The sequence below is a fragment of the Floridaenema flaviceps BLCC-F50 genome (assembly GCF_041929275.2).
GTDB lineage: Bacteria > Cyanobacteriota > Cyanobacteriia > Cyanobacteriales > Aerosakkonemataceae > Floridanema > Floridanema flaviceps.
Map to the genome: position 1 here is coordinate 784,881 of NZ_JBHFNR020000001.1, position 14,095 is coordinate 798,975.

Consider the following 14,095-nt stretch of genomic DNA (forward strand, 5'->3'; position numbering starts at 1 on the left):
ACCCTGTTGGGTGAAACGGATGGGGGAAGTAATAACTTAGGTTAGAGTGAGAAACTAAAGTCATATAGAGAAATTAAATATTTTTTACTCTATCCTCTCTGAGAAACTACAACAAACAACAACTTTACCCCGCGAACGAGTGGGGTTTTTTGTTAGTTCAACTATCGCGACTTTCGGGAATATAAGGATTACCGAGTGCGGCGGGAGGGGTAGATTTTCCGGCTAATCCTACTAAAGCTAACAGAGCAATTATATAAGGTAACATCATCAAAAATTGATAAGGAATATTCAAATTAAAGGCTTGAATTCGTAATTGCAAAGCTTCAGTAGCACCAAATAATAAACAAGCTAAGGCAGTACTTACAGGATGCCATCTGCCGAAAATTAAAGCAGCTAAGGCGATGAAACCTTTACCAGCACTCATGCCTTCTACGAAAAAATTTACATGAACTAAAGTTAAATATGCTCCGCCTAAACTGGCAAGACAACCACTAATTATCACAGCTATATAACGCACTAAATTAACAGAAACTCCCGCAGTATCGGCGGCGCGTGGATATTCTCCAACCGCTCGCAAAGATAAACCTAAACTAGTGCGAAATATTAAGTATGTGGTGAGGGGAACTAAGAGGAATAAGAGGTAAATTAAGGGGTCTTGATTAAATAGCAGAGAACCGATAATGGGGATATTTTTTAATCCGGGAATAGCGATCGCGTTTATTCCGGGAAGTTTCTGCGCTTGTCCACTATTAAATAGGATTCTTGCCCAAAAGGAAGTTAAGCCAACAGCAGTGAGATTAATTGCTAATCCTGATACTAACTGATCGACTCTTAAGCTAACGCAAAGGTAAGCGTGTAAAAGTCCGACTATTGCGCCAACTGCGATCGCTAACAGTAACCCTACCCAAACATTGCCTGTAAAAAATGCTCCAACGGCACTAGCAAATGCGCCAGATAATAACATTCCTTCCAGCGCAATATTAATTACTCCTGAACGTTCCGAAAAAAGTCCTCCTAAAGCGGCGAATGCTAGGGGAACTGCAAGGCGTAAACTGGCAATTAAGTAGTCGGTGAAAAAGTTGAGATTGTCCATAAAATTAAAGGAAATTGAACCGCGAAGACGCAAAGAACGCGAAGGAAAGAAGAGGTAATACTAAATCTGCGGATTACCATCTTTATTCTCTTCTTTTTCTTCCTTCTTCTTCCTTCGTGTTCTAAAACGCTATCGCGTTTCGCTTCGCTATCGTGTCTTCGTGGTTCAATAAAAATCGATAATTCATAATCCTAAACCTCATCTGTGTTCATCTGCGGTTTAAAAATTCCTTGAAACTTAAACCTTCTTTCCAAAGCAAAACTAATGGCAATAAATAACACAGTTAAACCTTGAATTGCATAAACCACTGTCACCGGAACATTTGCACTGCGTTGCATGACATTTGCGCCGCTGCGAAGTGCGCCAAAAAATAGGGAAGTTGCCACAACTCCGGCAATGTTTCCGCGACTCAAAAAGGCGATCGCGATCGCATCATACCCATATCCAGGCGAAAATTGATCGAACAAGCGATGTCTCAACCCCAACACCTCCGAGGAACCCGCTAACCCCGCCAAACCTCCCGACAACGCCATTACCAGCATGATTGTGCGTTTTACCGACATTCCCGCATATCGTGCTGCTGTGGGGTTCATTCCTACGGCTGCGATTTGGTATCCTAAAGGCGATCGCGCCAACACCACCCACAAAATTACCGCCGCTATTAACCCAACTAAAATTCCGGCGTGGGCTTGAGTTTGCAGTAGTATAATCGGCAACCATGATGTTTTTGCAAGTAAGGGAGAATACGGACTAGGCGCACCAGGTTCAATTAAAGGCTGTTGTACCAAGTATCCTACTAAGTTCAAGGCGACATAGTTGAGCAACAAAGTAGTAATTACTTCATTTACACCACGTACAGCTTTTAAATATCCGGGAATTGCGCCCCAAATTCCCCCAAACAAAAATCCGCCCAATAATGCCAAGGGTAGGTGAATCCACGCAGGTAATCCAGGTAAATATAACCCAACTAAGGTGCTACCGAGCCCACCCATGTAAATTTGCCCTTCTGCACCAATGTTAAATTGTCCTGCTTTTAAGGCTACTAGCACTCCTAAACCTGCTAATAATAAAGGTGCAGTTTTTGTCAAAGTGCTGCCAAAACCATAATAGTTTGTCAGGGATTCGTTGAAGAGGACTGTATAAGCGGTGACAGGATTATTTCCACTCAAGGCGATTAATATGGCACCCACGAGTAAGGCGGATGCGATCGCCACAATTGGAGATAAAATTGGTAGCAGAATCGGTAAAATTGGCTGTTTTTTTGTCATCGTTAACTGTGGGAATGGGCAACTTTCGATTTTAGATTTAATTTAATCTACAATATGTATTTTCCCAATCACTAATGCTAGTTACTGGAAAATGAATACTATGAAACTGAAATTTTTAGCTAGCGTCGCCACAATCACGATCCTGGGATTATTACCAACTCCAAGTTTATCTCAAACTGACATCAATGCCGAACTAAATGCCGAACTAAAACAAGCAATCTGCACTCAACAATGGCGAAAAGCGATTAACATTTTAAATCGCATGAGAGCGAGAGTACCACAAATGGAAAGCGAACTAAATAGTTATCGCCGCCAAATCCAAAGTTTAGCTAATTCAAGAGCGAGAATTCAACAAAATTGGCCTCCTGCATATTGTACTGCTACTGCTACAAATACTCCAGCAGCTACACCCCAAACTACTCCTACTCTCACCCCAACAACACCAGCAGCAACAGCTACAACTTCCGCAGTTACAGGCGAGGTTGCTGTTAATGAAATTACTGCTGTATTTCGAGGTAGAACTGTGCGGGGTGTAGTGGTAAATAATACTAATAATCCGGTGACAAATGTTAAAGTTAATTTTGCTATTGTTCGCAATACTACACCCGATGGAGAACCAGCTGAAGAACGGGTGATTGAAACAGCTTCGCGGGAAATTCCTGGTACTATTCCACCTGGAGGACAAGCTAATTTTGAAGGAAGTGTGAATCAAAGAGTTAGGGGTAATCCTAAAGTAATTTCTGTGGAATGGAGAAATACAAGTGATGGTTCGGAAGGTTCAAATCCACCGAGACAAAATACTCAATGATTTGCCAATAATAAAATTTTTGAACCACTCCGCCTGCAAAGAGCACAGAGGGAAGAGAAGAGTGGTTTCAATACTGCTCGGTTAACGATAAAGTTGCCAATATATCAAGCTGAAATCTTACCGCCAGTCATTAAATAACCAATTTGTTCGACAGTAGCGGTAGTTGCGTCTAGGATATCAACGAATTTACCTTCATACATTACCGCAATCCGATCGCTCATCGCCATCACTTCTTCCAATTCTGTAGAAATATACAAAATTGCTGCGCCTCTTTCCCTTTGAGCTAACAATTTTTGCTGCACATATTCTGTCGCACCTACATCTAATCCTCTGGTAGGTTGCATGGCAATAATTAGATCGGGATTTCCCGAAAGTTCCCGCGCCAAAACTACTTTTTGTTGATTTCCTCCAGAGAGTTGGCTAACTTTAATTCCGGGATTTTCGGCGCGAATATCAAAGTTTTCTATTGCTTCAGTAGCATGACGATTAATTACCCCATATTGTAGTAACCAACGACGACAAAACGGGAGAAATTTAAAGGTTTTGAGAATCAAGTTTTTGGCAATGCTAAACCCCATTACTAAACCCATTTTTTGCCGATCTTCGGGAATGTAAGCGATGCTTTTATTTGTGGGTTTGCTGCTAATTTTTCCGGCGGAAATTTGGCGTAAATTGGCGTTCGCGTCAGCGTACCGCAGGTATATCGCATCTGCTAATTCTCTTTGTCCATTTCCATCTACTCCCGCTATTCCTAAAATCTCCCCAGAACGCAATTGAAAAGATACGTCTTTTACTACAGGTAAATCTCTCTCATCTCGCACCTGTAAACTTTGCACTTCCAACACTACATCTCCAGAAGTGTGAGGAGGTTTATCTAATTGAAATAATACCTCTCTCCCTACCATTAATCTGGCTAATTCTTGGGAATTTGTCTCTTTAATGTTTAAATTTGCTACTACTTTTCCTCGTTGCAAAACTGTTACTGTGTTGCAGAGGTTCATCACTTCTTCTAATTTGTGGCTAATGAAGATGATGGTGCGATCGCGATCGGCTAATTGCCGTAAAATTTTCGCTAAATTTTTTACCTCTGGTGGCGTTAATACCGCCGTTGGTTCATCTAAAATTAATAACTTTGCTTGGCGATAAAGTGCTTTTAAAATTTCTACTCTTTGCTGTATCCCTACAGGTAAATCTCCCACTTTCGCCAATGGATTAACATCTAAATTAAAAGATTTAGCTAATTGGGAAATTTCCTGACTTTTCTCTGATAAATTCAACCGTAAATCTAACTTAGTTCCGAGAATAATATTTTCCGTGACAGTTAGTTGCGGTACTAACATAAAATGTTGGTGAATCATCCCAATTCCCTGCTGAATTGCCATTGCAGGTGAGGAAATTTGCACAGGTTTATTTTCTATATAAATTTTTCCTGAATCTGGTTGGTAAAGTCCGCAAAGGATATTCATTAAAGTGGTTTTACCAGCGCCATTCTCCCCTAATAAAGCATGAATACTACCTCGATTAACCGTTAGGTTAATATTGTCATTAGCTAGGAAATTGCCAAAGCTTTTAGTGATATTTTCCAGTCTTAAGTATGTCATTATTAAACCGTTACAGACGCTCCAGAGAAGAAGAGGTATGTTGTTGCGCTTCAGCGCTCTTATCGAGAGTGGTAATAAGAGCGAAGACAGCGCAACAACGTACCTAAAACTATGCTTGCTTTACGCAGCGAGTACTTTTACCGTTTTCTTGACAAGGTTCAAACATTACTTTTTTGGCTAAAATTGCTTGTTTTGTTTGCAATGCTTTTTGTTGTAAGTCTTGGGGAACCATCTCGCCAAATTTGCCAATATAAAGAATTTCTGGTCTTTCTAAACCAATTGTATAAATTTCACCTTTGAGATTATTCTTTGTTGCTAAATCAGCTAGATAAGCAATGGCTAAATCAATTCTTTTTACAGCACTGGTTAATACTGCTTTTGGTGCTACATTTAATTGATCTGTTGTATTTCCGAAACTATAAATTCCTTTTTCTGCTGCTGTTTGTAAAACCGCTGGAGAAGCATTATCTAACCACTGATAAATTACATCAACTCCTGATGAAATTAACGCTAAAGAAGCTTCTTTTGCTTTCGCTGCATCATTCCAATCACCTGTGTAACTTGGTGTTATTTGAATATTCGGTTTAACTGATTTAGCACCTAGCTGAAATCCTCGCAATTCTTCATCGGTTGCTTGAAAAGATTGTGCTGCTAAATATGCAAGTTTGTTTGATTTTGTCATATTAGCAGCAATGATGCCGCAAATATAACTTGCTTGTAAATGATCGATTCTCAAAGATGCCATATTTGCACCTTTTACTGCACCATTTACACCGACAAAAAATGTTTTGGGAAATAGAGGTGCTACTTGTTGAATTGCTGCATCAAATTGTCCGCCATGAGCAAATACTAAATTGTACCCACGTCTGGCAAAATCTGATAAAGCTTCTGTTTGATCTGCTTGTGCTACTTTTTCCACAAAAGCAGTTTCTACTCCTAGTTTATTTTTCGCAGTATTCAACCCTTCAAAACCAGCTTGATTCCACGCTTTATCAGTAGTAATTCCTGGCAAAACCATCGCTATTTTGAACTTTTTCGCATCAGTAACAGCGGTGGTGTTGCTGGTTGTATTTCCTGCTGTTGGTGGAGTAGAATTGGGACTGTTAGCACAAGCTTTTAGGAGTAAACTACTGCCAAAAGCAGCAAAAGCGTAATAAATAAATTGCCGTCTGGGAAGTTTTTGAGTCATATTGCGATCGCCTTATTTACCAACTGAGACTAAATTAGTTATACAGGTAAATCTTTGTGCAAAATCAGACCGTATTCTGAGATACATTAACAATATCATCTCTTAAGCTAAAACAATGAGTCAATCACTACTATTAAAACAACTCCCTGCACAATTAATTACTGTAGACAATTTTCGCCCTTTTGGACAGGTGATTTTTCCCAGTCAAGATGGCAAAGGTTTTGATGCTGAGGACGCACAGTTAAATTTACAAAATGGCATTCCTCGATTTTATATTATGCACTTAACTCACAGAGGACGCAAATTTCATAAAATTACTCGTCATGTTCAATGCACTCAATGTCTTGGTTCTTTAGCAGGAAAAGATTGGTTAATGGCGGTAGCTCCTCCTAATAATAACATTGATGAACCTGCGATCGAACAAATTGCCGCTTTTCGCATTCCCGGAAATTGTTTTATTAAATTAGAAGTAGGAACTTGGCACGCAGGGCCATTTTTTGATCATGAATTTGTAGATTTTTATAGTTTAGAACTTGCTGATACCAATATAATCGATCATTTCACTCATAACTTTTACCAAAGTCATCAATTAGAATTTGAGTTTGTTTAGTGGGATGGTGCGTTATGTTAGCAGCAAATTTGCGTTTTAAAATTTCCGAGAGATGGTGCGTTACGTTAGCACTAACGCACCCTACGAATCTGAAATTAAGCGATGATGCCAAATTTTGGTTAGACAATAAAGAGTTAGATTTTTGGGAATTACTGGAATTTTTTTATTAAACTAATGTTCCTTATCCATCACTTCCCCGTAAACAATTTCATAACCCCAATTCTGATTTTGATTGGCGATCCTTTTCGCTGCATCATATTCACCTAAATAACAAAGTTCTGCTAGCAGTTGATATCCCTCTTCTTTCTGCTTTTGCAGTCTTTCTCGACGCAACTTTTGTCTTTCCTCGTCTGAAAGTGGCGATCGTCCTAAATCAAAGGCATCAATTTGGTTAATTCGTTTCATTTTTAAACCTCTAAAAAGGAGTTAAGTCTACTAATTCATCATCAACAATTGCATATTCCCATTCCGGGTGTTCCGTAATTTGCTTTTCCACTAATTTTTTACCAATTGGAGTTTTGTAAACTGCTTTTAGAGTATCAAGATTAGGCACATCGCTAGCTGAATCCGGTTTTTTTTGGGGAGGTTGTTGCTCGTTATCATTCATTTGTGCGAGACTTCGGTAACTGGAGGATTCTAGGGAGAATTGGGGTGATACTGCTGTCAGTTTTTGCATGACACTTTCTTTAGTAATAGCAGGTTTATCTGTAAAAGATGGGGGTAAATAAGGGGTTTTTATTCCCGATTTTTTGGCTTTAATTGCTTCGTCGGCAATGCGATCGCACTTCCGCAAAAAACCCTCCCACAAATCCTTACCTAAAACCGGATTTCGCAAATCCGATCGCGCTTTCGATACAGCAACTTCTAAAGGTTCGCCTTTTTGAACATAATATTGGATGCGTTCCTCTTCAAAAGCAGGATAAGCTATTCCTGGTTCAATTTCCCAATCTCGCTTAACTTTTTGACTTTCTCCTAACGGAATTCCCTGCACAAATTCATCCCAAAAAGGTGAAACTATACCTTTAGTTATGCCATCTATTATTTTAAATACCCAATCCGCCGGATTGTAAAAGCCTTTTTCTTTGGCATATTCTAACAAAAGTTTTTGAAACTCGGCAAATTGTTCAGGACTTTTCCAAGGGCCATTAAATTGATAATTAGGTGTAACTTTTACGGCAATTGGTGGACGATGCCAGGGTACATTTTGCTCGGTTTTATTCACCGGATTTGGTTGAATTACTTCCAAATTATTGCTAACACTTTCGTCAACAGTATTACTCCTTAACTCATGTAATAGTTCATGTAACTTTTCTTCTAAAGCTTCTAAATTTAGCCAAAATTCTAAAGCGTTACTTTGCTGTTCAACTAATCTTTCTTTCAGCAAATTTCGCTCAATTAATTCTTTTCGTGCTAATTCCTGTTCTCTGCGATTTAACCCTGTTTCTTGTTCTATTTCTTGGATGCTAATTCTGAACCAATCATAGGTATTACTCGATCGCGATCGCCATTGCAAAAGCTGACAAAAAAATATACAAGATGTCACGCTACCAGTTACTTTTGCTAATCTCGGATAATAAACTGCTGTTTTGCCTAAATCGCTTAAAAATACTCCGATTTTCACTCGTAAATACTCCAATGATTTTTAATAATTGTTTATAGCATCAAATCTTATTTTAGTTCTTTATTTGATTGTTCTGGCGTGGCAATCATGGTTTAAGCTGAGATTGTTTGAACACCTAAGAAGTCAGCACTGTTTCGTAAATTTTAGCTAAAACTAGTTTTTAATGTGAAGTTCTGATGAAGAATTCATGAATCTAAGGTTAAGCTTGTGTAGTAATACTGAATTTCTCTAGCACGGTAAAAACAACCGTAAGGAACCAAGGTATGAGTAAGGCAAGTTTGCTAGCTATATCGGCAGCACTTGGCGTTACCGCAGGTAGTCTGGGACTAGCAATTCCTGCATTCGCCGTTGGGTTAACATTAGTGCAAGACGAACCCTACGCACCAGCACCCAGCGGTTGGACAAATTTAGGGTGGAAAGTGGAAGGTCGTGCAGGCGCACCTTTTGGAGAAGATTATGAATTTGCGATCGGTCCAAACGGAGCCCAAGCAAACAATACTGGACAAATTTACCGAGATTGGAACAATGGCGAAATAGTAGATTGGTCATTTAATTGGGATGGTCAAACTGCTAAATTTACTCTCGCTGGTGAACAGATTTTGTATTCTTTGTTGAACCCTTCACCTAACATTTTTAATGGTTTTTCTTTACTGACAAATGTTGATACCAGAAGCTACAATGCTCCAGTTTTGGGAACGCAAAGAGTAGCAGAGGGAACCCAAATCGATTTAATAATTAAAACCCTTAACGGTCAAGATGCAACTGATACATCAGGAATACCAAATAGTGTTTTCAGTAGTTCCGTTGGACAAGCAACAGAAGCTCAAAGTTTGAGTAAAAAATTCTTTTCTAGTCCCGAAGCAATTACATCTTTAACTGGCACAGTGAAGATGAGTTGGCTAAATATTAATCCCAATGAAATTAAAGCTCGTTCTCGCGTTTCTTTTCAAATTCAAGGTTACGATTTTGGGGGACAACGTTCGATTCCTGAACCTACCTCAGTACTAACTCTATTAGCTTTTGGTGCTTTTGGTGTCGGTTCATTAATTAAACGCCGCCAACCAAGTTAAAAAGTTAAATGGGATACCGTTAATCTGGTACGATCGCCGTAAAAATAACTCTATCCAAATCTCAATGCAAATTTAAAATTGGGTATGAACACGACGAAACCAGATTTAATTCGGCAAACATCAGCTAGCGAAGATTATCCCTTAAGCGCTGTTCCTGAGTCTTCGCGGAAATCTATTTGGTCATTGGCACCACTTTTAATGGGTTTTACGCTGTACTCAGGAACACTCTTTGCCGGAGGTTTAGTTGGCCCCGCTTATCGTTTTTGGCCCGATTTAATTGCCATCATTATTGTCGGAAATTTAATTTTAGGAACCTACGCTTCTGCACTTAGTTATATTGCGGCTAAGACTGGTTTAAATACAGTATTAATGGCGCAGTTTAGTTTTGGTAAAATTGGTTCGCGTTGGGTAGATTTTATCTTAGGTTTCACTCAAATTGGTTGGTTTGCTTGGGGTTCGGCTTTAATGGCAGAATTAGCCAATAAACTGTTAGGAGTTCCTCCTAGTTGGAATTGGTTAATTATTCTGTTTTTTACTTATTTCTTTTGTATAACTGCTTATATTGGTTATCGCGCAATGGATTGGTTGTCGCGCATTGCCGTACCAGCAATGTTAATTTTAATGTTTTGGAGTTTGGCGATCGCATTTGCCAAAGTCGGCGGTTGGGAAAGTTTACAAGCAATTCAACCAACTAAACCCTTAGAATTAGGAGAAGCTTTAACAATTATTGTCGGCACTTTCGTTTCTGGTGGTACTCAAGCTACTAACTGGAGTCGCTTCGCTAACTCTGGAAAAACTGCCTTAATTAGTACTTTTGCCGCTTTCTTATTTGCCAATGGGTTTTTAATTTTTTGTGGAGCATTTTGCGCTTTAGTTTATGGCAATGAAGATATTGTTCAAGTAATGGTACAACAAGGCTTACTTTTTTGGGGGTTGGTACTGTTATTTCTCAATATGTGGACAACTCAAGATAACACTATCTATGCCTTTTCTGTTGCAGGTTCGCATTTTTTTCGCAGCAACAAACGCACAGCATTTGTATTAGGTGGTGCTACTGTAGCTTTAATTCTCGCTTGGGGCGGAATTTATAATTTGCTCATCCCCTATTTAATCTTACTCGGTACTTTTATTCCTCCCATTGGTGGAGTAATTATGGCAGATTATTGGTTAATTAAAGGCGGAGAATTTCCGGCTTTAGATTCTCGGCAACCTGCATTTAATTGGGCGGGAATTATTGCATATATTTTGGCAAGTGCGATCGCTTACTTCTCCCCAGGCATTAAACCAATTAACGGCATCATTTGCGCGATCGTTCTTTACTTTATTCTGCGCCGTTTTGTCTTCCGTCCTCACCATAGACCAGTCTAAAATCAATTTAGCTGTTAAAATATTAAAAACAAAACCAACGGCAAAAGCAGCATCATGGAAGAAAAAATACCCACTGCGGCTGAATATGTTGATACAATATCTCAATTAGTTGATTTGCCGATCGACCCCGAACATCGTCCAGGCGTAATCCAAAACTTTGAGCGAATTATGGCGATCGCTAAATTAGTGACAGAATTTCCTTTACCTGAAAATATCGAAGCAGCACCCATATTTGAACCATAAAGTACGTTGTTGCGCTGTCTTCGCTATAGTTTAGCGCTGAAGCGCAACAACGTACCTAGCGCTGAAGCGCAACAACGTACCTAGTTTCTTCAATCCAAAATCTAAAATCTAAAATCTAAAATCGAATGGCTTACGGTTTTCCTGATGCTACCCAAATCGCTGAAGTAGTTAGACAAAAAGAAGTTTCGGCTAAATCAATTGTCGCCGCATCATTGGCGCGAATTGCTGACCGAAATTACAAGTATAATTGCTTCACTAATGTCATAGCTGAAACCGCTTTGGCAGAAGCCGAAAAAATCGATCGATCTATTACTGAAGGCAAAGACCCTGGCATTTTAGCGGGAGTTCCTTTTGCAGTCAAAGACCTATTTGATGTTGCCGGAATTACAACTTTAGCAGGCTCAAAAATTAACGCCGAAAATCCTCCAGCTACCCGTGACGCTACCGCAGTTGCTAGGTTGAAAAAAGCAGGTGCAATTCTCGTTGGCGCATTAAATATGGACGAGTATGCCTACGGTTTTGTCACCGAAAATAGTCACTATGGGCCAACTCGAAACCCGCATAATCTTAACTGTGTTGCAGGCGGTTCTTCCGGTGGTTCCGCTGCTGCTGTCGCCGCTGGACTCGTACCCATTACTTTAGGTTCCGACACCAACGGATCGATTAGAGTACCCGCCGCTTTTTGCGGAATTTTCGGTTTAAAACCTACTTATGGTCGTTTATCTCGATCGGGTGCATTCTTATTCGCTTCTAGTTTCGATCATATTGGGCCTTTTGCTCGATCGGTCCGAGATCTCGCCCTCATTTTTGATGTTTTGCAAGGCGAAGATAAGAGCGATCCAGTTTGTACCAAAAGACCACCAGAACCTTGTTTACCACAATTAAATCAGGGAATTGAAGGTTTAAGAATTGCCATTGCTGGCGAATATTTTGCCGAAAATGCCGAACCCGAAGCATTAGCAGCAGTCGCCAAAGTTGCTCTCGCTTTAAATACTACTGAAATAGTCACTATTCCCGAACCTCATCGAGCAAGAGCAGCGGCATTTATTATTACTGCTAGTGAAGGCGCAAATTTACATTTAAAAAACATCAAATCTCGCCCCCAAGATTTTGATATTGCCACACGCGATCGCTTTATCGCCGGAGCATTAATTCCTACAAATTGGTATATTCAAGCCCAAAGATTTCGGCGTTGGTATCGCGATCGCATCCGAGAAATTTTCACCAATGTAGATATAATTATCGCCCCAACAACACCTTGCGCCGCCCCGGAAATTGGACAACAAAAAATGGTAATTGCTGGCGAAGAAATGTTAGTTCGTCCTAACTTAGGATTATTTACCCAACCTTTATCTTTTATCGGTTTACCAATAATTTCTGTACCCGTTCAACGTCCCGGCGACTTACCTTTAGGCGTACAAATTATCGGCGCACCTTACAAAGAAGCCTTAGTTTTCCGAGTAGCTAAATATTTAGAAGATCGAGGCATTGTTGCTGCACCAGTCGTACAGTGATTTTAGGGAACAGGGGGCAAGAAAACTGCTTATATATAATGTAGAGAAGTTATATATAACGTCTCTACATTTGTCTCGTTCCCAGGTTCAACCAGGGAACGAAAAACAGAGGCTCTGCCTCTTAGCGCAAGTCTCAGTTTATCCATTCTTCCCTTCTACCTTCTGGCTTCTACTCAGATCTTGCACAACTAGGAGGTGGAACCTCCTTTGTCCTCGTTCCCTGGTTGAACCTGGGAACGAGGAAAAAATGTAGAGACGTTATATATAACGTCTCTACATTATGTTAAAACTTTTTGCTCCCTTGGGATCGCTCCCAAGCTTTCCTAGCTCTCTCCCTTGCTTTGGCGATAACTTCCTTTTCATCCACCGTCAAAATTTGGCGATTTCGCATCACTATTTCCCCGTCTACCATAACAGTATGTACATCCGATCCTCTAGCTGAATAAACTAAAATGGCGATCGGATCGTGTAGCGGAGTCATGTGCGGCACTTGAGTATCAATTAAAATCAAATCAGCCAAAAAACCTGGTTGAATCGCACCTAAAGAATCGCCCATGCCGATCGCTTTTGCACCACCTCTCGTTGCCATGCGAAACACATCTTTTGCTACTAAAATATCTGGCTGACCAGTAACAACTTTTTGCAAAAGTGCCGCATCTTTCATGGTTTGAATCATATCTTGAGAGTTGTTACAAGCAGGCCCATCGCACGCCAAACCAATATTAATATTTTTGGCTCTTAACTTGGGAATTGGAGCTACCCCAGAAGCTAAAATCATATTGCTTGTAGGGTCGTGAATAACGTGAGAATTAGTTTCAGCAATTAACTCAATATCGGAGTCAGAAAGATGAACGCAATGATTCAACATTACTTGTTCTCCTAATGCTCCCACATCTGCTAACATCTCCACATTACTTTTACCAGTACGCTGTCTTACTAAGTCGTTGTATTCTGGAGTTTCGGAAGTATGCAGGTGAATAGGTACATTTTTTGTTTGGGAAATTTGCACCGCATCTTCAAAAGCTTTCGGACTCGAACTCCAAGGAACTAAAGGGCCAACACCAATGCGAGTTCGGCTAGTTTGACAATGACAAATTAAGTGTTCGGAACGGCGCACAATATCAGAACGAGTTTCGAGAAAACCGTCAAAAAAGTTTTCATCATTTGTACAACGGAAAAATATGGAACGAATACCCGTGCGATCTAAACTATTGACAGCAATTTCATCAACTCCGTCGCTGTAATGGGGAGTGAAAAATACTTCGCAAATGGTGGTATTACCTGCTTTCAAATTTTCGATCGCGCCCAATTCCATACTAATAGCATAATCTTCCGGCTCAAAAGCTTGCATCAGGGGAATTTGTGCTTCCGAAAGCCAGTGTAATAGAGTACGATCGCTACCCAAAGAACGTCCTAAAATCATACATAAATGGGTATGGGCGTTGATGAATCCGGGACAAACTAACATTCCAGTTGCATCGATCGCTCGCTCGACATTGGTATTTTCAGGTTCACCACTGCCAACAGCGACAATTTCGTTCCCTGCTACTAAAACATATCCGTTTTCGATCACCGTACCAGCATCGTCGCTAGTCAGAATCGTTCCGCCTGAAATTAGCCAATTAGACATTTTTGATTTACCCTTTATGTTCTGTCCTGTGTAAATTTTAAAATTTGAGAAACGAATAATATTTGATGCTTTTTTGTCTT

The 14,095-nt window shown here is 40.0% G+C and carries 13 protein-coding genes; 6 read left to right on the forward strand and 7 right to left on the reverse strand.

Annotated features, from left to right (window positions below; genetic code table 11):
• Positions 1–157: 157 nt before the first annotated feature.
• Together ACE1CI_RS03745 and ACE1CI_RS03750 are read right to left on the reverse strand one after the other, a co-directional pair.
• On the reverse strand, positions 158–1,093 hold the full coding sequence (locus ACE1CI_RS03745) for an ABC transporter permease (RefSeq protein WP_413266947.1): 936 nt from the start codon (positions 1,091–1,093) through the stop codon (positions 158–160).
• Positions 1,094–1,284: 191 nt separating this feature from the next.
• The gene (locus ACE1CI_RS03750) at positions 1,285–2,361 is read right to left on the reverse strand and encodes an ABC transporter permease (protein WP_413266946.1); all 1,077 of its coding nucleotides are present in this window, start codon (positions 2,359–2,361) and stop codon (positions 1,285–1,287) included.
• A 100-nt stretch (positions 2,362–2,461) separates the two neighbouring features.
• Between ACE1CI_RS03750 and ACE1CI_RS03755 the strand changes: the two genes are divergently transcribed.
• On the forward strand, positions 2,462–3,169 hold the full coding sequence (locus ACE1CI_RS03755; RefSeq protein WP_413266945.1) for a hypothetical protein: 708 nt from the start codon (positions 2,462–2,464) through the stop codon (positions 3,167–3,169).
• A 104-nt stretch (positions 3,170–3,273) separates the two neighbouring features.
• On the opposite strand, the gene ACE1CI_RS03760 is transcribed toward ACE1CI_RS03755, so the two are convergent.
• Entirely contained in the window at positions 3,274–4,770 is a 1,497-nt protein-coding gene (locus ACE1CI_RS03760; protein WP_496615218.1) for an ATP-binding cassette domain-containing protein, read from the reverse strand.
• A gap of 109 nt (positions 4,771–4,879) precedes the next feature.
• Complete coding sequence (locus tag ACE1CI_RS03765; protein WP_413266943.1) at positions 4,880–5,959, reverse strand: BMP family protein; 1,080 nt, start codon at positions 5,957–5,959, stop codon at positions 4,880–4,882.
• A gap of 115 nt (positions 5,960–6,074) precedes the next feature.
• Between ACE1CI_RS03765 and ACE1CI_RS03770 the strand changes: the two genes are divergently transcribed.
• Positions 6,075–6,569: an ureidoglycolate lyase gene (locus ACE1CI_RS03770; protein ID WP_413266942.1), complete on the forward strand. Its 495-nt coding sequence runs from the start codon at positions 6,075–6,077 to the stop codon at positions 6,567–6,569.
• Positions 6,570–6,740: 171 nt separating this feature from the next.
• On the opposite strand, the gene ACE1CI_RS03775 is transcribed toward ACE1CI_RS03770, so the two are convergent.
• Together ACE1CI_RS03775 and ACE1CI_RS03780 are read right to left on the reverse strand one after the other, a co-directional pair.
• Positions 6,741–6,974, reverse strand: a complete 234-nt coding sequence (locus ACE1CI_RS03775) for a hypothetical protein (RefSeq protein WP_413266941.1) — start codon at positions 6,972–6,974, stop codon at positions 6,741–6,743.
• Positions 6,975–6,984: 10 nt separating this feature from the next.
• On the reverse strand, positions 6,985–8,190 hold the full coding sequence (locus ACE1CI_RS03780) for a hypothetical protein (RefSeq protein ID WP_496615219.1): 1,206 nt from the start codon (positions 8,188–8,190) through the stop codon (positions 6,985–6,987).
• Between the two features lie 263 nt (positions 8,191–8,453).
• Between ACE1CI_RS03780 and ACE1CI_RS03785 the strand changes: the two genes are divergently transcribed.
• From ACE1CI_RS03785 to ACE1CI_RS03800, 4 genes are all read left to right on the forward strand, one after another.
• Complete coding sequence (locus tag ACE1CI_RS03785; RefSeq protein WP_413266939.1) at positions 8,454–9,260, forward strand: choice-of-anchor W domain-containing protein; 807 nt, start codon at positions 8,454–8,456, stop codon at positions 9,258–9,260.
• Between the two features lie 84 nt (positions 9,261–9,344).
• Complete coding sequence (codB, locus tag ACE1CI_RS03790) at positions 9,345–10,628, forward strand: cytosine permease (protein ID WP_413266938.1); 1,284 nt, start codon at positions 9,345–9,347, stop codon at positions 10,626–10,628.
• A 54-nt stretch (positions 10,629–10,682) separates the two neighbouring features.
• Positions 10,683–10,871: a DUF4089 domain-containing protein gene (locus tag ACE1CI_RS03795; RefSeq protein ID WP_413266937.1), complete on the forward strand. Its 189-nt coding sequence runs from the start codon at positions 10,683–10,685 to the stop codon at positions 10,869–10,871.
• Between the two features lie 125 nt (positions 10,872–10,996).
• Positions 10,997–12,385, forward strand: coding sequence for an AtzE family amidohydrolase (locus tag ACE1CI_RS03800; protein WP_413266936.1), 1,389 nt, complete (start codon positions 10,997–10,999; stop codon positions 12,383–12,385).
• Positions 12,386–12,668: 283 nt separating this feature from the next.
• Here ACE1CI_RS03800 and ACE1CI_RS03805 read toward each other — a convergent pair whose 3' ends face one another.
• Positions 12,669–14,015, reverse strand: a complete 1,347-nt coding sequence (locus ACE1CI_RS03805) for an amidohydrolase family protein (protein WP_413266935.1) — start codon at positions 14,013–14,015, stop codon at positions 12,669–12,671.
• Positions 14,016–14,095: the final 80 nt, after the last annotated feature.